The sequence below is a fragment of the Caloramator quimbayensis genome (genome assembly GCF_900167605.1).
GTDB classification, from domain to species: domain Bacteria; phylum Bacillota; class Clostridia; order Clostridiales; family Caloramatoraceae; genus Caloramator_B; species Caloramator_B quimbayensis.
This window is the reverse complement of sequence record NZ_FUYH01000013.1, coordinates 74,064-94,614: the sequence shown is the minus strand read 5'-3', so window position 1 is coordinate 94,614 and position 20,551 is coordinate 74,064. Positions and strand designations below refer to the sequence as shown.

Genomic DNA, 20,551 nt, shown 5'->3' with positions numbered 1-20,551 from the left:
CCTATTAATTATTGGTATTACGGGTTCAATCTTCTTAGGCCGTCCTCTTTTATCTCCTTCTTGTTTACCTAAACTTTGATTAAAATCAGCTTTTTCAAGATATTTTATTACTGTTCTGTAATTATGCCCAGTAACTTTAACAATTTCATTTACTTTTTTCCCTTTACTATAGTACAGCTTTTTGATATTCTTAACTTGAGTCATTGTTAACATTCCTTTCTACCCCCTTTAGCCTCATCAACTAAAGGGTAGTTTATTTTGAGGATGTTGGCAATGACTTTTTTCCATTTTTTTATTTGTATTTTATTTCTGCAACTCTTTGTATTTATATTTTACACTAAACATAAACGCCAAAAAATCTACGTATTCATTCTTTATTTATCTGTTGATAAAATAAATCCAGTAGAGTAAGCTGCAAAGCCTTCTACTGGATATTTTAGTCTTTTAAGTATGAATATTTTTATTTTCAAGCTTTAATTCTTCAGGGAGCTCTTTTGACCATGGCATGTATTTTAATAGCACAGATGTATCTTTCTTGTCCAAATTACAAAGTACATCCATAAGATAAGTTAAATATTTTTCAACATTTAAATCATTTGCTTTAGCCGTTTCTGCTATGCTATAGAGAATTGCACTTGGCTTTGCTCCCTTTGGCGTATTGTATAAAAGCAAATTTTTCCAATTACAAACGACTTTATTGCTCTTTCTGCTCCGTTATTATCTATTTCTAAGGAGTCATCTGTCAAAAAGGTTGTAAAGCCTGGCAATAATTTTTAGCTATATTCAAGAGCCTGGCCTAAAGAACTTCTATGAAGGGCATTTTTTAATTCTATGTCAACATACATTATGAATTCTTCAATGATTGCTGCTGATTTTTCAAGCCTTACTTCATAGGGCTTTTTATAGAAATCATTACTTCCTTGATATTTTTCTTTTAGTTCTTTTTCAATTTTGTTAAGCTGTTCGCTTGATTTCCAATAATGCTTTTTCAAAAGGATCAAGCTTAAGCTGCCTTTGAACAATAGGGCTAATTTATCGATGCTTTTTCTTAAATCTGTTATGCCGCAGGCAAGATATACAGTATCGACATTATTAATACTCAGCATATTGATTGTAATTCCTTAAGTATAATTTTTATTAGCTCTGCTTCATTTGCAGGTATAATTATATTAGCTTTGTCAATTTCTATACATATATTATTATTATTATTTTTCTCTTGTTTTAATAGGTTTTAAATCTATCCCATAAAATACTTGTTTATTTGAATTATTAAATTTGTTTTTATGATAATAAAGCTGACCCTTAGTTATATTGTTTTCTGTATAAAAATCAATTAATGAACCTTCATAAGAAGAATAGTTTTGTAGAATATTTTCCCAAAATGCCTTTTTTAATGTATTCTGCATTACAGATACCTCCTTTTTTTATATCTGTAATTTTATCAGGAGTATCTGCCTATATCTATGCGGAAATTTTTTGACGCTTACAAATATCATAACTTTATATATTTAAATAATAGATTTTTGAACATGATGAACATTTAATAGAAATGTTTTATAATTAAAATAGTTAATATTTATTTTAGGTGGTGGTTTTGTGAATAATTTTGTTAACTGTGAGTGGCTTTTTAATAATATAAAGGATAGTTATTTATTCATTATCGACTGCAGATTCGATTTATTCGATGCTTCTTACGGTAAAAAAGCCTATGAAAACTCACATATAAAAAACGCATATTATCTTGATATTAATGAAGATTTTTGCGGTAAGAAGGGGGTACATGGAGGAGCAAGACCTGTTGCAGATTGCAATCTACTTGGTGAAAAATTATCAAATTTAGGAATTAGAATGGATTCAAAAATAGTTGTTTATGATGATAAGCTGTATAGTTCTCCTAGAGCATGGTGGCAGCTAAAGTATATGGGTTATGAAAATGTATTTGTTTTAAATGGAGGATTTAGTGAATGGAAGAAAAAGGGTTTTCCGATTTCAATAGATAATCCTATGGAAAGAGGAGAGGGAGTTTTTAAGACTAATATTAAAGAGGCTATGTATGCTGATATAGATTATGTGAAGAAAGCTTTAGATGATGAAGATAAAGCCCTTGTGGATTCAAGAAATGAGAAAAGATATACAGGAGAATATGAACCTCTATATCATAAGAAGGGCCACATAAAAGGGGCAATAAATATTCCCTATGAGAAAAGTATAGATGAAAATGGGAAAGTTAAGGATGAATACATATTGAAGGAGAACTTTAAAATACTTGAAGGCAAGAAGGAAATTATAACCTATTGCGGTTCAGGAATAGAAGCAGCAATAAATTATATTGTACTTGATGAAATTGGTTATAAGGTCAGGCTTTACGCTGGAAGTGTTAGCGATTATATAAGCTATGACGAAAATGAACTTGTAACAGGAAAAAATGTTTAAGTGAAGAGCGGCATTTATCATTGCATTTATTAGTGGTGATAAAGCCGCTGCTTTATATAAGGAGACTTTGTCTTATCCTATAAATAATTTATAGATAGTTTTATTGGAGCAGATTTTGTATGTAGAGGGATGCTGCTTAGGGTGAAAGATGCTTAGAAGAGTAAAAACATTGTACTTTGTATCTCATTACATATTGACCTATAAATTAAAAATTATTTATAGTAAAATAATTTTCCTTCTTCAATTGAGTAACTTATTAGATTTTCGTCATATAAGTATTTTATAAAAGCAGATACTGCTGAAAGGTTTAAATGATACTGCCTGAATTCCATTTCAAGATTATTTAGTATTACAAGATTTTCAAGCAAATCTTCTCTTGTAAGGGGCTGGTCTAAAAGCTCTAAAATCTGCTCATTATACTTTTCTATATTATTAATATTTCTATCAATTAAAGGAAGAAATTCATTACGGGTTAAACATGGACAGCAATGTCCTAATACGAAATAATCAGCCTCAACCTCTTTTAAAAAATTTAAAGTATTGAGGCTTTCTTTTATATCGAAAAGAAAAGGAAGGGAATACTTTTCTATTATCTCATCGCTAAAGACAGCATCTCCTATAAAACATACCCTCTCAGGGGTTATGATTCCAATCTGCTCAATAAAATGTCCTTTAAGAGGTATTATTTCAAATTTCTCATCGTTTATTTTATTAATTCCATATTCTAAAGTAAAATCAACCTGAATAGAATTTAAATTTTTCTCAATGCTTTTAATAGGAGATGAAGAAAAAAGTATAGTAGGAAAAAAATCAGGATTTTCAATGAATATCTTCTCTAATTGGGAGGAATAAATAATGCTTCCGGGATATGTATTTTTGAAATATTTATTTCCTCCGCAGTGATCCATATGGCTGTGGGTATTTATAATATATTTTGCTTTAAGTCCGTTTTCGATAAGTATAGAATCAATTCTTTTAGCAGAAGATATGCTAATGCCTGTATCGATTATAACGCAGCTTTTATTTTTAAATGTATAAATTCCTGAGTTGGTTGGAGCGTCTATATAGTATGTATCACCTTTAATTTTATTTAATTTCATTAGAGCACATCCTTTTTAAAATTGTTATTGTATATAAAGACTATATTAACATAATAATATCTTAAGGAAAGTATGTTTTCAATATTCATTTATTTTGTGTATACTTCATATATTAATAATGATTTTTAAGTAGAGGTGGTTTTGTGAATAAAAATATTAAGCAGTTAATTTTAGTACTGTTTATTGCAGCTTTTATTACAACTTTTGATTATGGCTATATGAATGTTTTTATAGCAAAACTTATGCCCACAGGCCACAGGGTAATAATAGTTGATGCAGGACACGGAGGAATGGATGGAGGAGCTATAGGCAAATCAGGTACAATAGAAAAAAACATAAATCTTGAAATAGCAAAGAAACTAAAAGCATACATTGAAGAGAGCGGGGATGTATGCATTATGATAAGGGAAGTAGATGAAGGATTATACAGCCAAATAAATGCAAATGAAACTAAAAAAAGACAGGATTTAAAAAAGAGAAAGGAAATAATAAAAGAAAACAATGCTGATGCATTTATAAGCATACATCTAAACAGCTTTCCACAGGCACAATACTATGGAGCACAGGTGTTTTATCCAAAGGGAGATGAAAACAGCAAGCTCTTTGCAAAGATAGTTCAAGAGGAGCTTATAAAAACATTAAATAGAAACAATAAGAGGGTTGAAAAAGAAACGGATGTGTATTATATAATACTTAATAACAATATTCCTTCAATACTTGTAGAGTGCGGTTTTTTATCAAATCCTGAGGAGGAGAGGCTTTTAAATGATGAAAACTATCAAAATAAAGTAGCATGGGCACTCTACTGCGGCATAATGAAGTATTTTGCAACTTATAAAAATGATATGCAGTAAAAAAAGTTATAATTTACTTTGGGACAATAGTATGGTAGCCTTGGTAAGGATATTCCTCTCCATTTGACAAGATATTATCCTATGTATAAATTTACTGTACCTTCAACTCCTATTGAGAGGATAATAAAATGCAGGGATATAGCAAAAGAATATCTAAATTATGTATATGTAGGAAATGTATCAGGTATTGATAACAATACCTATTGCCCGAACTGCGGGTATTTATTGGTTAAAAGAAATGGATATAACATAGACTTGTCGATTAAAGAAAGCAAATGCCCAAGATGTAAAAAAGAGATAAATTTTGTTTTGTGATTCTTTGATTTGCGATTGTATTCCCCAGGAAATACTTACAAATGTAAAATAGGGTTGAAAAAGGATAAAGCTCCAAGCTTTTAAAGCAAAGGAGCTTTATATGTCGAATAAAAAATAGGAAAGAAGCCATGATATTTTTGCAATAATATATATAATTTATTGCCAAAATACTGCTAATTTTCGCTAAGCACTATCTGAGAAATGTTGTGGGAGTGGTCTCCTATTCTCTCAAGATTGCTTATTGCATCAAGAAATATAGTGCCGCTTTCTGGATTACAAATTCCCTTGTTGAGCCTGTCTATGTGATCGCTTCTTAGCTGCTTTTCTATCTTATCTATTTTCTTTTCAATTTCAATTACAGACTGAGCTTTTTCTATGTCATTGTACTCAAGAGCATCAATTGAATTGTTTGCTGCTTTTAAAACAGTTTCATAAGTAAATTTAAGTTCTGTCTGTGCTTCTACTGAAAACTTCAATGAGTTTTGATATTTATGATCAGCAAGTTCAAGAAGGTTTTCAGCATGATCGCCTATTCTTTCAATATCATTAACTACATGAAAAAGGGATGTTACAATTATAGATTCATCTTCTGAAATAGAACTATTTGATAACAAAACCAAATAAGATGTTATTTCTTTTTCAAGAAAATTTATAAGGTCTTCCCTATTATATATATCGCTTTCAGTATCTTCATTAAAATTCATGAAACAATCTAAGGTTTTTTCAACATTTTTAATAGCAAGCCTTCCCATTCTAACAGTTTCTTTTATTACCTGCTGTACTGCTACAGATGGAGTTTCTAAAAGCCTCTTATCTACATATTGCAGCGACATAGGTTCATGCTCTTTGTCCCCCCCACGAATAATTGTATTTACAAATTTAACAAGAAGAGGAATAAGAGGTAATTGGATTATTGTGTTTGATACATTAAATATAGTATGGGCATTGGCAATCTGTCTTTTAATGCTTCCTCCGAGCAGTGGTATAAAATGAACTATTAAAGGATACAATGCCATAAATATAATCGTTCCAATTACATTAAAGGTAAGGTGTATAAGTGCAGCTTTTTTAGCATTTTTACCTGTTCCTATGCATGCCAAAAGTGCAGTTACACAGGTACCTATATTGCTGCCAAGAAGAAGAGGAAGTGCTGCTTCAAATCCTATTGCACCATTTGACGATAAGGCTATTAAGACTGCAATAAAAGCACCGCTGCTTTGGATTATACCGGTTATTATTGTTCCTGCAAGGACTGCAAGAATAGGGTTATGGCTTAATATAAGAATTATTTTAGAAAATTCAGGGCTGCTTTTTAAAGGCTCCATTGAAGTTGACATAATAGTCATACCAACAAAAATGACGCCAAAACCTAAAATTATCTCTCCTAAATCCCTTATCTTTTTCTTCTTTGCGAAAATTGTAACGATAGCACCAAGTGCAAGTATTAAAGGAGCGATATCCGAAAGATTAAAAGCTATTAATTGTGCAGTTATTGTAGTACCTATGTTTGCACCCATTATTACACTCGCAGCCTGATAGAGATTCATAAGTCCTGCGTTTACAAAACCAACAACCATTACAGTAGTCGCGCTGCTGCTTTGCATTATAGCGGTAATAACAGTTCCAACTATAACTCCCATTATCTTGTTTGTTGTTAAAACTTCAAGTACTTTTTTCAGCTTATTTCCGGCAGTTTTTTCAAGGCCTTCCCCCATTACATGCATACCGTAAATAAAAAGGCCCAATCCTCCAAGCATTGTAAAAATGTTTTTGTAACCCAAATTAACATCCCCCATGATAAAATTGAAATCACATTAATAAATATGAATTGTAGCTTTCCATAAATGAGAAATTTGTAATTTTATAAGAAAAACTATTACATCTTCATAATAATATTTTAATAATAAATTAGCAATGAATTTTTTATTACATTATTAACGCTATAAAAAATATCGTTTTTTATTTTATATAAATGCATCTTAATAGGCATTAGAAAATTTAATAAGAATTAAAGAAACATAAAGGCAATATAAAAAGGCTGAAAATGGTTTATTCCGTTTTCAGTCTTTTTATTGCCTACTTGGAAAAGTAATTTATTGTATGCTTATCTTTCTTCCTGCTTTTCCTTCTTTATTTATCTTTGGGAGTTCTAAGGTTAAAACCCCATCTTTATATTCAGCCTTTATCTCATCGGTTTTAATGTTTGAAACATCAAAGCTTCTTGTAAAAGAGCCGTATCTTCTCTCTCTTCTAATATAGTTGTCCATGTTTTCCTCCCTCTTTTCGCTGTGCTTTGCTGAAATAGTAAGCATATTTCCATCGATATCTATATCGATATCTTCTTTTTTAAAACCGGGGAGGTCAGCTTCAAGGACGAATTTATCTCCTCTGTCGACTATATCGGTTTTAAAGGATGGAAAATCAAGTCCAAAGTTTTGAGAAAGGCTTTTTTCCATGTCATTATAAAGGTCGAAGAGGTCATTGCTTGTTCTTCTAAAAGGGATTAAATCAAACATAACATCACCTCCAAAATTTTTTCAAATATATTATTCCCAGATTTTTATGGATTATTAAAAATCAATTTTATATTACAATTGAAGATATAAGGTACTAAGATTAAAATTATATTGTAATACTCTTTGAGGAGGATGTCTTATGAAACTGCCGGAGCTTAAAAATTATGAAAACAGAATAATAGGTGAAATAAATATAGATAAAAGAGAACCAATTTACATGCCCTATCCTGAAAATATGAGCGATGATTTAAAGGGATATTTAAAAAGTTTAGGTATAGAAAAGATCTATTCCCACCAGTATGAGATGTTTGAAAGAGCGATAAGGGGAGAAAATGTAATAATAACAACATCTACAGCAAGCGGCAAAACACTCAGCTTTCTTCTGCCTGTTGCTGAGAGTATATTAAAGGATAAGACTAATAGGGCGCTTTTTATCTACCCTACTAAAGCTCTTGCCCATGACCAATTCAGAAACTTTACATCAATACTTGAATACTTCGGCGAGGATAGAATTCAATGCGGAATATATGATGGAGATACTCCTCCTAATGAAAGAACAAGGATAAGAAAAAATGCAAATATAATATTAACAAATCCTGAAATGATAAACTCTGCGTTTTTGCCTAACCACAGCATATATGGATTTAACCATATTTTCTCAAGATTAAAATATATAGTAATAGATGAGCTCCATGTTTACAGAGGAGCCTTCGGTTCCCATATGGCAAACGTAATTAGAAGGCTAAACAGGATATGCAGATATTACAAATCAAATCCTCAGTTTTTATTTAGTTCTGCAACTATTGCAAACCCTGTTGAGCTTGCAGAGAACATAGGAGGAAAAAAATTTTCCCATATATACAGGGACGGCTCCATGGGAAGCCAAAAGACTATATATATATGGCAGCCTCCCTTTGTCAGGGATACGGAATATAGGAAAACACCAGAAGAAGAGGCGTCGGATTTTGTACCTGATCTTGTGCAGAGTGGAAGAAGGTTTATAACCTTTTGCAAGAGCAGAAGGGAAGTTGAGGTTGTACTTAAAGAAGCGAGGGATAGACTTTCAAATATAGAAGGTATGCCGAGCCTTTCAAGGGATTTATCCGATAGAATATCAGGCTATAGAGGAGGATATACTCCAACAGAGAGAAAAGAAATTGAGAAAAGACTTTCACAGGGACTTATAAATGGGGTTATTGCAACAAACGCCCTTGAGCTTGGGATAGATATAGGAAGCCTTGAAATTGCTATATCCTGCGGATTCCCAGGAACAAAAGCCTCCTTTTGGCAGCAGGTTGGAAGAGCTGGAAGAAAGGGAGATGGTGCAGTTGGAATATTAATACTCGATGTATCTCCTCTTGACCAGTATATCGCAATAAATGGAGATTATCTTGTAAAAACAGGGGTTGAGAATGCAGTAATAGATAAGGATAACCTTTTTATTCAGCTTGCCCATGTAAGAGCTGCAGCTGCAGAACTTCCTTTATCCTTAGATGATGCCTCCATTTTTCCTGACATAGGAGAGATTATACCTGTACTTATAAAAGCAGGAGAACTTAAAAACGATGGGGGAGTATTTACATGGATAGGAAAGGACTTCCCTGCAGGAGATTTTAATTTAAGAAATATATCGAGCAATATATATAAAGTTATAAATAAACAAAATGGAACGATGCTCACGGAAATGGACGAATATCAAGCATTCCATGAGGTATATCCAAAGGCTATATACATACACGACGGGATGCAGTACCTTGTTGAGAGCCTCGATTTAACAAACCGAATAGCACAGGTTATTCCAGTTGATATGAATTATTTTACTGTTCCCTTTAATGAAGTATCCGTAGGAATTCTAAGGGAATTTAAGAATAAAAAAATATGCAGGAGCGGTGTTACCTTCGGCGATGTAAATATAAAAGAGTCGGTTCCAGCCTATAAAATGATACAATTTCATAACAGGCAGAATCTTGGATTTGAGCCTATAGTGGAAAACCTTTTTACACAGCTTGAAACAGAAGGTATGTGGTACCTTATTCCTGATGACGTTGATGCTGTTATAAATTCCTATACTCAGTTTAATTATTACAATGGAATAAAGCATGCTCTTTTAACCTGTGCAAGGATGAGAACCATGGCAACAGCAGAGGACATTGGAGGGACTGTATTTAATACCGTTGAAAAGGAAGGAGAAGTAAAGAGAGCATTTGTAATTCTTTACGACCTTTATCCTGGAGGACTTGGATTTACTGAAAAAGCCTTTGAATTTGCAGAGGACATATTAAATGATGCAATAAACCTTGTGAAAAACTGCAGGTGCCACGATGGATGCCCTGCCTGCGTTGGAGATTATCATCTCGACAAAAAGCTTGTACTTTGGTCTCTTGAGGGAATGCTAAAGGAGAGGGAAATTACATTTAAAGTAAAGGAGAAATCTCCTGAAGTTGTTTTCATTGAAGAAAAAATTTGTGATTTTGAAGAGCTTCCTGATAAATGGGAGGATTTTATTGCCTTTTTAAATAAAAAAAGTGAAACCTTCGTGCAGTTCTTTTCAACAATAAGCGGAGTATCAATATCAGGAGATATATTGGTTTTGAATGTTAATGGAAGCTTTTTTAGAGAATGGATAATGGAGAGCGCAAATAAGAGCAAAATAGAAAACATAATAAAACGTTATGTTAATATCCCTAAGGGTTTTAAAATAGATGTATGTGCAAAGGAAGTAGATGATATTAAGGATAAAATAATGAGAAGATACGATGATTTAACAAAGTAGGTGCTTTATGGTGGAAAATTATTTAAAAGAGTTTGAAAAGCTAAATGAATATCAAAAAAAGGCAGTAATGTGCGATGATAAATATGCACTTTTGAACGCAGTTGTGGGAAGCGGAAAAACAACGGTGCTTATTCATAAAGTAATGTATCTTCATATTATAAAAAAAATACCCCTTGAAGATATTATGGTCTTTACCTTTACAAATAAGGCTGCTGATGAGATTATAGACAGGGTTTTATCCTTAAGCAGCGGTTTAAAAGAGAGAATTAAATATTTTGGTACATTTCATTCTGTTGCAAAAACTATATTAAACGAGAGCCAAAACCTTGAGAATTTAGGGTATAAAAGGGATTTTGAAATAATAGATAACAGCAGGGCAGCAGATATGCTAAATAATATACTTGAGGGTAATAAACTAAATATCAAGTATAAAAACAGGCTCTCAAAAAGGATTGATGAATTTAAAAAGGGAAAAAGCCTCTTTGGAATTATGAAAAAAGATGATGATATAGAAAAACTCTATAGACTTTATAACGAAGAAAAGATTAAAAATAATTTTATGGATTTTGATGATATTATAGACAACTGTATAAAGGTACTCGATAAACCATTAAATCCTTCTTATATAATAATAGATGAGTTTCAGGATACTGATTTAAGGCAGTTTGAGCTTATAAGAAGGATTGCAGGAGATAGAAGCCATATATTTGCTATAGGGGATGAAAATCAGATAATATATTCCTTTAGAACGGGTAATGATAAGATATTTGATAAATTCAAAAGCCTGTATAATCCAAAGGAGTTTTCACTCCCAATAAACTACCGCTCCAGCCGAACTATAATAGAGGCGGCAAAGTCCTTTTTAAACAGAGGAAGCATTGAGAGCATTAAAGATTATGGAAACCCTATAATAGTTAGAAAACATTTAGATTCATTTAACGAGGCGTTATATGTTGTAAGAAGGATTAAAGAGTTAAATAGTAAGGGAGTAAGCTTTAAGGATATTGCAGTACTATATAGAAGAACAGCTCAGGCTGAGGTTTTATATGAGGTTTTTAAAAGAGAGAATATACCTTTAAAGATTGTATTTAAAGGTGAAACAATATTTGAATGCAGCGAGGAAGAAAGGGACACAGGTTTATCAGTAAACCTTATGACTCTGCATGCGTCAAAGGGATTAGAGTTTTCCCACGTTTTTATTGTAGGCGCTAACATGGGGAATATACCTATATCTTCTAAAAGGGGTGAAGAGGAAGAGGAACTCAGATTGTTTTTTGTTGGAATAACGAGAGCAAAAAACTACCTTGAAATATCCTATGTAATAAAACCAAACCTTCAGGGTGTTTTACCCTATCAAAGCCCCTATATATCCATGATACCCTCAAACCTTATTAAAAGGGAAGAGGAGAGCCGTGAAAACAGCCTTTCTAATCTTTACAGGCAGCTAAGGGATGAAAAAGAAAAGAAAGAGCTTAATAATAAGGTAAAAAAAGCACTACATGCAAAGTACGGAGAAGGAATAGTAATTTATGAAGATGAAAACATAATAAAGGTGAATTTTGAAGGATATGGAGAAAAGGAGTTTTCAAAGCTTTTCTGCCCCCTCGAATTTAAATGACAAAAAAGCAAAAAAGCCGAAATATCGGCTTTGCTTCTATCTATTTAGAGGGGGGATAGAATTTTTATAAGTATATACTATCAATATTATATGAAAAATCTATTTTGAAACTGTTAACATATTTTAAATTAATAGAAAATCAGCCGGACGGGCCGGCTTTTAATCTATTTAAAGGGGGAATTATGAAATTTACATTTTTATAATAGCAATAGTATATTAATTTGGTATTGATATTGTGTAAACAATATGTTAATCAATAATAATTTTCTTTGAGGAAGTGTTTATATGGCCAAAAAATGGGGAGACAAAAGATACAATTCCTTAAATTATTTCTTAAGGGAAAAGTTTAATGAAAAGGTTTTTAAAATTTCTCTCGATGCAGGCTTTTCATGTCCGAACAGAGATGGAAAAATATCAAAGGGAGGATGTATATTCTGCAGCGAAAGAGGTTCTGGTGATTTTACAGGTAAAAGCAGTGACATAATAGAGCAGTTCTATGAAGTTAAAGAGATGATGAATAAAAAATGGAAAAGCGGAAAGTATATTGCCTATTTTCAGGCCTATACAAACACCTACGCTCCTATTGAGGTTTTAAGAGAAAAATACTACAGCATATTAAATCTAAAGGATGTTGTAGGTATTGCTATTGCAACAAGGCCGGACTGCTTATCTTTAGAAGTTCTTGAGCTTTTATCTGAAATAAATAAAAAGACTTATCTTTGGGTTGAGCTTGGACTTCAAACTATAAGCGATGAAACGGCAAAGATTATAAATAGAGGATATAGTCTTGAAACATATATTAAAGCAGTTAATGAGCTTAAAAAAAGGGATATAGATGTTGTAACTCATGTAATATTCGGACTTTTAGGGGAAACAAAGGAGGATATGCTAAAGACCGTAGAATTTGTTGCAAATACTAAAACTCAAGGTATTAAAATTCATCTTCTTCACCTTATGAAGGGAACGAGACTCGTTGATTATTATAAAGAGGGGAAGCTTAAATTTTTATCCTTTGATGAATATGTTGACCTTGTTGTATCATCAATTAATATTCTCCCTGAAAATATGGTAATTCATAGATTAACAGGAGACAGCCCGAGGGAACTTTTGATAGGACCTATGTGGAGCCTTAAAAAGTGGGAGGTTTTGAATGAAATAGACAGAAGGCTTGATGAGAAGGATATATGGCAGGGAAAGAACTATGCTCAAAGATATGAAATTTCAAGTCTATTTAAATAGTAAAACTTGATGATAAAATCAGATTAATGAAGAAAATAAAATAAAAAGCCTCTTATATTCGATAACAAAGCGAACTATTAGTTTAAAATAAGGTTTAATGATTGCTGATTAATGCTTATAATATGAATGTGTAAATTTTTTATGAATTTAATAAGGTGGGAAGAATTTTTATGCTTGAAAAATTAAAAGAAGAAGTATTAGCTGCAAACCTCGAACTTGCAAAGAGAGGACTTGTAAATCATACCTGGGGGAATGTAAGCGGAATAGATAGAGAAAAAGAACTAATAATAATAAAACCAAGCGGGATTCCGTATAGTCAGCTTACTATTGAAAGTTTATCTGTTCTTGACATGGATGGAAATCAAATCGAAGGGAATTTAAAGCCATCCAGCGATGCACCAACTCATTTGGTGATTTACAAAGCCTTTAAGGAAATAGGAGGAATAGTTCATACTCATTCACCCTGGGCAACGAGCTGGGCTCAGGCCTGCAAAGGAATACCTCCCCTTGGGGCAGCTCATGCAGAGTATTTTTATGGAAACATTCCCTGCACAAGAAAGCTGAATGAAAGGGAAATAAAGGGACAATGTGAAGCGGAAACAGGAAAGGTTATAGTAGAAACCTTAAGCGGAATAAATCCTCTTCATATGCCCGCAGTACTTGTAAGCAATCATGGACCCTTTACATGGGGAAAGACTCCTATGGATGCAGTAAATATTGCTGATGTTCTTGAGGCTGTTGCAAAGATAGCTTATAGAACCTATGCGTTAACACCAGCCATAAGACCAATTGATTCTAATCTGCTTGAAAAGAATTTTGCTAAAATGCATGAGGATTTTAAACCAAGCATTTAATTTATTACTTAATAAGCTTATTTACTTTAGTAAGTGGTATATTAAGGTTTGTTGAAAATTAAAATATTTAAATGAGTTTATAATTTATTAGAATATAATTTAGATTAAGGATAGCCTTATGAATTGCAAAATTTACAAGTTAAAGTTTAAAATTGGGAGGGATTATCATGGGGGAAGTTTTAGTAAGAGAAGTAAATTTTAAAAACTATGGCAAATGCTTAGAAATTTCAAATGGAAGCATTGAAGCTTTAGTGACTGTGGAGTGCGGCCCAAGGATTATAAGATTTGGTCTTGTTGGAGGGGAAAACGAATTCTGCGACGATGCTCCTGTTGAAATGAATATTGGTGATGAGAAATTTTATTTAAGGGGAGGACACAGACTTTGGCACAGCCCTGAAAATATGCCGAGAACCTACATGCCCGACAATAAACCTTTAAAGGTGGAAAACATAAAAAATGGAATAGCTGTGACTCAGGATGTAGAGCCTCATGTTCAAATGCAGAAAAAGATTGAGATAATAATGGATGAGAGCTCAAACAAAGTAAAAGTTGTACATCATCTCATAAATAAAAACGCTTGGAGCGTTGAGGCTTCGGCTTGGGCTCTTTCGATTATGGCACCGGGAGGACTTGAAATAATACCTCAGCCAAAGAGAGAGACAGGCCTTTTAGCAAATAGAAACATAGCCCTTTGGCCCTATGCAAAGATGAACGATTCGAGAGTTTACTGGGGAGAAAAGTTTATAACCCTAAGTCAAAATAAAGAAATGAAACCTGCCTTTAAAATAGGAATTAACAACGAAGAGGGCTGGGCAGCATATTTTAACCACGGTAACCTTTTTATAAAACGCTATGAGCACTTTATGGACAAAAAATACCCTGACTTTGGTGTGTCTTATGAAACCTACACTACAGATTTTATGCTTGAGATGGAAACACTATCTCCCTTAACACTAATAGATCCTGATGAAGAAATAGTTCATGTTGAAGAGTGGGAGCTTATAAAGGACGTTCAAAGACCAGATGCTAAAGATGAGAAGCAGATAGAGGATGTTATTAGAAAATATATATAGCTGCAAAAGTGCCGCCCAGTTGAAAGTGACAAACTTATAAGCTGTCACTTTCAACTGGTTTTTTATAGCTTTTTAACCTTATTATGATTTAAAATTATTTTCGCTTTACAGCTAATAGTAGTTTATAAATATAAATTATATGGTATACTTTAATTAGAAATTTTAAGCAGCATAGCTGCATTTTTTATAACAAGTAAATTTAATTACTAAACAAAGTAGAACAAAACACACAAAAATATTTTGAAAATTTTTATATAAGTGATATAATAATGTTATATAAAGCTTATAAAGTACATACATAATTTATTAAATAAATAAAGTAAGGTGGAAAGATGGACTTTCAAACTGCAGATAAGGCTTTTATAAGAGAAATAAACAAATCAACTATATTGAAGGTTATAAGGGAAAAAGGGCCTATATCAAGGGCTGATATTGCAAAACTTACGGGGCTCAACCCTGCCACAGTAACAAACAATGTAAACATACTTTTAGAGGCAGACATTATTACAGAAACAGGAATTGGAGATTCGAGCGGAGGAAGAAAACCGATACTTCTTGAGCTGAATAAAAATGCTTTTTATGCGATAGGAGTTGATATGGGGCTTAAAAGAGCAAGGGCAGCACTTATTAATCTTTGCGGCGAAATAATAAAAAGCATAGATATGCCTTATGGAAATTCAATAGATGAAAAGGACGTTATAAAAAGAATTATTGAATTAGTTAATGCTCTTTTAGATGTAAGAAATATAGATAAAAATAAAATATTGGGAATAGGTATTGGGGTGCATGGAATTGTGAACCCCGTTGAGGGAATATCTATATATGCGCCTAAATTCGGGTGGAAAGATGTTGCAATTAAAGATATATTCGAGAAGGAATTTAGAATGCCTGTGCTAATAGATAACGACGTTCGTGTTATGGCCCTCGGCGAGAAATGGTTTGGGAATGCAAAATCTGCAAAGGATTTTGTATTTATAAACGTCGGAAGCGGAATAGGTTCAGCTATTGTTATAAATGGTGATATTTATAGGGGAAGCTTGTATGGCGCTGGAGAGATAGGACATATAAGCATAGCGGAGAATGGTCCTAAGTGCAACTGCGGAAACTTTGGCTGCCTTGAGGTTATGGCATCAGGAACAGCCCTTGAAAAAAGGGTTATCCATGATATAAACCTTGGTAAGGAGAGCATAATTCCAAAACTTGCAGGAGATGATTTGTCAAAAATAACTGGAGAGATAATATATGAGGCTGCAAAACTTAACGACAAATTAGCATTAGATGCTCTTTATGACGTGGGAAGCTGCTTAGGCTATGCAGTTTCAAACTTAATAAACATATTAAATCCAGAGATTATAATAATCGGGGGAGGAGTTGCAAGGGCAGGTGATTTTGTATTAAAGCCCCTTTGCGATACAGCCCATAAAAAATCGATGGAGCATTTATCACAAAGGGTTAGAATACTTCCCTCTTATTTAAATGAAAACTGCGGTATTATAGGTGCTGCAACTTTAATACTTAATGATTTATTTGAAGGCTCTCAAAAATAAATACTAAATTGATTTTAGGAGGAGTTTATATGTCAGAATTAAGATGGAATCCGCTTTTAAGAACATGGACAATGGTAGCCTCAAACAGACAGCAAAGGCCTAATATGCCAAAGGACTGGTGCCCTTTTTGCCCGGGATCTGGAAAAGTTCCAGATGACTATGATGTTTACTGCTATAATAACGATTTCCCAGCCCTTACTTTAAACCCTGAAAAGCCTGATGTTGAAGGAAGCGAGCTTTATAAGGTCGCAGAAAACTACGGCAAATGTGAGGTAATACTATATTCTCCGGAGCACAACAAAACCCTTCCTCAGCTATCAATAGAGCATATCGTAAAGCTTATAAACCTTTGGACTGAAAGATATAAGGAGCTTTCAAAGGACGAGAAGGTAAAATACATATTCGAATTTGAAAACAGAGGAGAAGAGGTTGGAGTTACAATGCCTCATCCCCATGGACAGCTATATGCATATTCATTTTTACCTCTTAAGATAAAGGAAGAGCTTGATAGCTGCAAGGAATACTACAGCGAAAAGGGAAGATGCATGATATGCGATATGAACAGGGAAGAGAAGGAATTTAAGGAAAGAGTAATTGCTGAAAATGACAGCTTTATTGCCTATATACCATTTTTCACTGACTACCCCTATGGAGTTTTTATCGTAAGCAAAAACCACAAAGGCAACTTTACTGAATTTACTGATACAGAAAAGCTTCACCTTGCTGAAATTTTAAAGGGAGTAACTGGTGCCTTTGATAAACTCTTTGACAGGCTTTTCCCATATATGATGTGCATACATCAAACCCCAGTAAACTGCAAGGAATATGAGGACTCAAAGGATTATTATCACTTCCATATAGAATTTTATCCTCCTCTTAGAGATAAAAACAGGATAAAGTTCTATGCATCATCGGAGATGGGGGCATGGGCTGCCTGCAATCCATTATCCGTTGAAGAAACTGCTAAAACTTTAAGGGAAGCATATGAAAGGTAGGGATAATATGATAAACTTAAGTTATTTAAAAGAAAAGTTTTTCGAAATCTTTGGAGGCGGTGGAGAAGTTCTTTGCTTTTTCTCGCCGGGAAGAGTAAACTTAATAGGAGAGCATATAGATTATAATGGAGGATATGTTTTTCCAGGAGCCTTAAGCCTTGGAATATATGGAGTTTTACGCTATAGAAATGATAACACAGTCAGGCTAAAATCCTTAAATGCTCCTGAATATGTAACTTTTAACCTTGATGAAAATATAGAATATAAGAGTGAGGACGGTTGGGGAAATTACCCTAAGGGAGTTATGAGGCTTCTTTTGCAAAAGGGCTATACTCTTAAAGGCTGTGATATACTCTACTCAGGGGATTTGCCAGATGGGGCAGGTCTTTCATCCTCTGCTGCAATTGAAGTTTTAACAGGGTACATGATGCTTTATTCATCTTTAAAGGATGATATAGACAGGGTAAAACTGTCCCTTATGTGCCAAGAGGTTGAAAATAAATTCATAAAGGTAAACTGCGGAATCATGGATCAGTTCTCAGTTGCTATGGGAAGAAAAAATAATGCAATTCTTCTTGACTGCAACAGTCTTGATTATAAATACATACCCTTTGTAATGGACAAACACAGCCTTGTTATTATGAACACTAATAAAAAAAGGGGACTTGCTGATTCAAAATATAACGAAAGAAGGGCAGAATGTGAAAAAGCCCTTGAGATTATAAGGCAAAACAAAGAGATTTCAAATCTTTGTGAGGCGGAAATTGAAGATGTATTAAGTCTAATAAAAGATGAAACCCTGCTTAAAAGGGCAAGACATGTTGTAAGCGAAAACAACAGGGTTTTAAAAGCAGTTGAGGTTTTAAATGAGGGTAATATTGAAGAATTCGGTAAGCTTTTAAATGATTCCCACAAATCCTTAAAGGAAGATTATGAGGTAACGGGGCTTCACCTCGATACAATAGTTGAAGCTGCTCAAAGTTTCAAAGGGTGTATAGGGGCGAGGATGACAGGAGCAGGCTTTGGAGGATGTGCTATTGCTATTGTTGAAAATGAGAAGATTGATGAATTTAAAGATTATGTTTCAAATTACTATTCTAATAAAACTGAAATCATACCAAGTTTTTATGTCAGCGTTATAGGTGATGGTGTTAAATTTTTAGGTTAAAATGTAAGGAGGGTTAAAAATGAACGTTCTTGTAACAGGGGGTGCAGGTTATATTGGCTCCCATACCGTAAGGCTTCTTCAAAGTATGGGCAAAAACGTTGTAGTTTATGATAATCTATCAACAGGCCACAGGGATGCTGTAAAACAGGGAACATTTGTAAAGGGAGATATATTTGACAGCGAGCTTTTAGAGGATACTATTAAAAGATATTCTATTGATTCAGTTGTTCACTTTGCGGCCTTCAGCCTTGTTGGGGAGTCTATGGAAAAGCCTGAGAAATATTATAAAAACAACGTAATGGGCACACTAAACCTTCTTGATGTTATGATTAAAAACGATGTAAAAAAGATGGTATTTTCATCTACAGCAGCAGTATACGGAGAACCTGAGAGAATACCAATAACTGAGGATATTTCTAAAAACCCCACTAACATATACGGAAAGACTAAGCTTATTATGGAAAATGCTATGGAGGATTATTCAAAGATATTAGGATTAAAATATATAGCCCTGAGATATTTTAATGCCTGCGGTGCTGACGAGGGCGGGGATATTGGAGAAGATCATAATCCAGAAAGCCATCTTATTCCTTTAGTTTTAAAAACCTGCCTTGGAATAAGAGATTCAATTAAAATATTTGGAGAGGATTATCCAACGGAGGATGGAACCTGCGTTAGAGACTATATACATGTTAATGACCTTGCACAGGCTCATTATCTTGCCCTAAAGGCTCTTTATGAAGGAAAGGATTCTAACGTTTACAACCTTGGAAATGGTAATGGATTTTCAGTTAAAGAGATAATAAATTCTGCTGAAAAGGTAACGGGAATTACAATAAAAAAGGAAGTGACAGGAAGAAGAGCAGGAGATCCTGCAGTTTTAATTGCGAGCTCCGAAAAGATTGCAAAGGAGCTGGGGTGGAAACCTGAGTATACTAATATTGAAGATATTATTGCAACGGCATGGAAGTGGCATAAGAACCATCCTGAAGGATATAAATAAGTATATTTTTATAAGTGGCAGAGATATATCTCTGCCATAATTTATTAATATAAATTTTACTTATTCAAATTAATAATAATATTAATCGTAGATTTAAATTTTCAATAATTCTAAGGATAGGCAGTGCTTAATAAAACACTTTGAAAATTAGGATTACATCCCATAGTATGCACCTATTTTTTCTTTATTTTAAAAATATATTCAGGGGTAGTATTGTCAATAGATTTAAAAGTATATCCTTTATCTTTATAATACTTTATTATATCCGGAAGAGCATTTATAGTATTTTTGTTAACTTTACCGCTGTGCAAAAGAAGTATTATTTTCTTTGGAGGGTTTTTAAATTTTGTAGCGCTTTTATATATAGTATAAGGGCTTGCAGAAGGATTAGTTCCATCTTCTCCAGATACATTCCAGTCATAAATCTTAAAATTTAAGCTGTGAAGTTTATCAAGAAGCTGCGCATCAAGATTATTTTTGCTCCCGCCGGGGAATCTTATAATATTTGGCGAGATTCCAACTATATCTTTAACATTTTGCTGAGTTTTTATCATCTCTTCTATAAATACTTCATCCTTTGAATAGATTTTCCTGTAGTTGTGGGAGTAGCTGTGAAGGCCTATACTGTGTCCTTCGCTGTATATTTTCTTTAAGATATCTTCATTTCCGGGGATTTCTTTACCCACTATAAAGAAAGTTGCCTTTATGTTTTTTTCTTTTAATATGTCTAATATTTTAGATGTGACTTTGCTCGGCCCGTCATCAAAGGTAAGATAAATTACTTTGTCAAAGGATATGTCATCAGCTCCCTCGTCTTTGATATTCTGTGCAGCCTGAGAAATCTGCGGCTTATTTTTTATTGTTTTATTATCAGATGTTCTTTTATTGCAGCTAATAATAAGAATAAAGAAGCAAAATAATATCAGGATTATTTTTCTTTTTTTCAATACCGTCACCCTTTTTATAGCATATATAATATATTTTATCCTGCATTTTACTTAATTATTTATATTTACTAATATCTTATCAAGGGAAATGTTAGTGTGAAAAAGCTGTGGCTATT

At 33.2% G+C, this 20,551-nt stretch carries 20 protein-coding genes and 1 pseudogene; 12 read left to right on the top strand and 9 right to left on the bottom strand.

Features of this window, described 5'->3' with window-relative positions; genetic code table 11:
• The 5 genes and pseudogenes from B5D15_RS09720 to B5D15_RS09705 form a co-directional block, all read right to left on the bottom strand.
• Nucleotides 1-213: pseudogene (locus B5D15_RS09720) on the bottom strand (IS21 family transposase); the annotation flags it as partial.
• Nucleotides 214-444: 231 nt separating this feature from the next.
• On the bottom strand, nucleotides 445-672 hold the full coding sequence (locus B5D15_RS15280) for a transposase domain-containing protein (RefSeq protein WP_143287279.1): 228 nt from the start codon (nucleotides 670-672) through the stop codon (nucleotides 445-447).
• Nucleotides 615-746, bottom strand: a complete 132-nt coding sequence (locus B5D15_RS15865) for an IS66 family transposase (RefSeq protein ID WP_423236572.1) — start codon at nucleotides 744-746, stop codon at nucleotides 615-617. The genes B5D15_RS15280 and B5D15_RS15865 overlap by 58 nt, the downstream gene beginning before the upstream one ends.
• A gap of 27 nt (nucleotides 747-773) precedes the next feature.
• Nucleotides 774-1,106: a hypothetical protein gene (locus B5D15_RS09710; RefSeq protein WP_078696927.1), complete on the bottom strand. Its 333-nt coding sequence runs from the start codon at nucleotides 1,104-1,106 to the stop codon at nucleotides 774-776.
• A 99-nt stretch (nucleotides 1,107-1,205) separates the two neighbouring features.
• The gene (locus B5D15_RS09705) at nucleotides 1,206-1,406 is read right to left on the bottom strand and encodes a hypothetical protein (protein WP_078696926.1); all 201 of its coding nucleotides are present in this window, start codon (nucleotides 1,404-1,406) and stop codon (nucleotides 1,206-1,208) included.
• 190 nt (nucleotides 1,407-1,596) lie between these two features.
• Between B5D15_RS09705 and B5D15_RS09700 the strand changes: the two genes are divergently transcribed.
• Entirely contained in the window at nucleotides 1,597-2,433 is an 837-nt protein-coding gene (locus B5D15_RS09700; RefSeq protein WP_078696925.1) for a sulfurtransferase, read from the top strand.
• Nucleotides 2,434-2,645: 212 nt separating this feature from the next.
• Here B5D15_RS09700 and B5D15_RS09695 read toward each other — a convergent pair whose 3' ends face one another.
• Nucleotides 2,646-3,533 carry an MBL fold metallo-hydrolase gene (locus B5D15_RS09695; RefSeq protein WP_078696924.1) on the bottom strand — a complete coding sequence of 296 codons (888 nt, stop codon included), beginning with the start codon at nucleotides 3,531-3,533 and terminating at the stop codon, nucleotides 2,646-2,648.
• 143 nt (nucleotides 3,534-3,676) lie between these two features.
• Between B5D15_RS09695 and cwlD the strand changes: the two genes are divergently transcribed.
• Nucleotides 3,677-4,387, top strand: coding sequence for an N-acetylmuramoyl-L-alanine amidase CwlD (cwlD, locus tag B5D15_RS09690; protein ID WP_242948728.1), 711 nt, complete (start codon nucleotides 3,677-3,679; stop codon nucleotides 4,385-4,387).
• A gap of 81 nt (nucleotides 4,388-4,468) precedes the next feature.
• Nucleotides 4,469-4,702, top strand: a complete 234-nt coding sequence (locus B5D15_RS09685) for a hypothetical protein (protein ID WP_078696923.1) — start codon at nucleotides 4,469-4,471, stop codon at nucleotides 4,700-4,702.
• A 173-nt stretch (nucleotides 4,703-4,875) separates the two neighbouring features.
• Here the strand turns inward: B5D15_RS09685 and B5D15_RS09680 are convergent, their stop codons facing one another.
• The gene (locus B5D15_RS09680; protein ID WP_143287277.1) at nucleotides 4,876-6,498 is read right to left on the bottom strand and encodes a Na/Pi cotransporter family protein; all 1,623 of its coding nucleotides are present in this window, start codon (nucleotides 6,496-6,498) and stop codon (nucleotides 4,876-4,878) included.
• A gap of 297 nt (nucleotides 6,499-6,795) precedes the next feature.
• Nucleotides 6,796-7,218, bottom strand: coding sequence for an Hsp20/alpha crystallin family protein (locus tag B5D15_RS09675; protein WP_078696921.1), 423 nt, complete (start codon nucleotides 7,216-7,218; stop codon nucleotides 6,796-6,798).
• 139 nt (nucleotides 7,219-7,357) lie between these two features.
• On the opposite strand from B5D15_RS09675, the gene B5D15_RS09670 reads away from it, so the two are divergent.
• The 9 genes from B5D15_RS09670 to galE all read left to right on the top strand — a co-directional run bounded on the left by B5D15_RS09670 (nucleotide 7,358) and on the right by galE (nucleotide 19,488).
• Nucleotides 7,358-9,991, top strand: a complete 2,634-nt coding sequence (locus tag B5D15_RS09670) for a DEAD/DEAH box helicase (protein ID WP_078696920.1) — start codon at nucleotides 7,358-7,360, stop codon at nucleotides 9,989-9,991.
• A gap of 7 nt (nucleotides 9,992-9,998) precedes the next feature.
• Nucleotides 9,999-11,609 (top strand): ATP-dependent helicase, encoded by a 1,611-nt coding sequence (locus tag B5D15_RS09665; RefSeq protein ID WP_078696919.1) that lies wholly within the window; start codon nucleotides 9,999-10,001, stop codon nucleotides 11,607-11,609.
• A 285-nt stretch (nucleotides 11,610-11,894) separates the two neighbouring features.
• Complete coding sequence (mnmL, locus tag B5D15_RS09660) at nucleotides 11,895-12,848, top strand: tRNA modification radical SAM protein MnmL/YtqA (RefSeq protein ID WP_078696918.1); 954 nt, start codon at nucleotides 11,895-11,897, stop codon at nucleotides 12,846-12,848.
• Between the two features lie 170 nt (nucleotides 12,849-13,018).
• Nucleotides 13,019-13,702 carry an L-ribulose-5-phosphate 4-epimerase AraD gene (gene araD / locus B5D15_RS09655; RefSeq protein WP_078696917.1) on the top strand — a complete coding sequence of 228 codons (684 nt, stop codon included), beginning with the start codon at nucleotides 13,019-13,021 and terminating at the stop codon, nucleotides 13,700-13,702.
• A 167-nt stretch (nucleotides 13,703-13,869) separates the two neighbouring features.
• On the top strand, nucleotides 13,870-14,775 hold the full coding sequence (locus B5D15_RS09650) for a hypothetical protein (protein WP_078696916.1): 906 nt from the start codon (nucleotides 13,870-13,872) through the stop codon (nucleotides 14,773-14,775).
• 332 nt (nucleotides 14,776-15,107) lie between these two features.
• Nucleotides 15,108-16,322, top strand: a complete 1,215-nt coding sequence (locus B5D15_RS09645) for an ROK family transcriptional regulator (protein ID WP_078696915.1) — start codon at nucleotides 15,108-15,110, stop codon at nucleotides 16,320-16,322.
• Between the two features lie 29 nt (nucleotides 16,323-16,351).
• The gene (gene galT / locus B5D15_RS09640) at nucleotides 16,352-17,317 is read left to right on the top strand and encodes a galactose-1-phosphate uridylyltransferase (RefSeq protein WP_078696914.1); all 966 of its coding nucleotides are present in this window, start codon (nucleotides 16,352-16,354) and stop codon (nucleotides 17,315-17,317) included.
• Between the two features lie 7 nt (nucleotides 17,318-17,324).
• The gene (locus B5D15_RS09635; protein ID WP_078696930.1) at nucleotides 17,325-18,485 is read left to right on the top strand and encodes a galactokinase; all 1,161 of its coding nucleotides are present in this window, start codon (nucleotides 17,325-17,327) and stop codon (nucleotides 18,483-18,485) included.
• 19 nt (nucleotides 18,486-18,504) lie between these two features.
• Nucleotides 18,505-19,488, top strand: coding sequence for a UDP-glucose 4-epimerase GalE (gene galE, locus B5D15_RS09630; RefSeq protein WP_078696913.1), 984 nt, complete (start codon nucleotides 18,505-18,507; stop codon nucleotides 19,486-19,488).
• Between the two features lie 173 nt (nucleotides 19,489-19,661).
• Here galE and B5D15_RS09625 read toward each other — a convergent pair whose 3' ends face one another.
• The gene (locus B5D15_RS09625; protein ID WP_078696912.1) at nucleotides 19,662-20,435 is read right to left on the bottom strand and encodes a polysaccharide deacetylase family protein; all 774 of its coding nucleotides are present in this window, start codon (nucleotides 20,433-20,435) and stop codon (nucleotides 19,662-19,664) included.
• Between the last annotated feature and the right edge of the window lie 116 nt (nucleotides 20,436-20,551).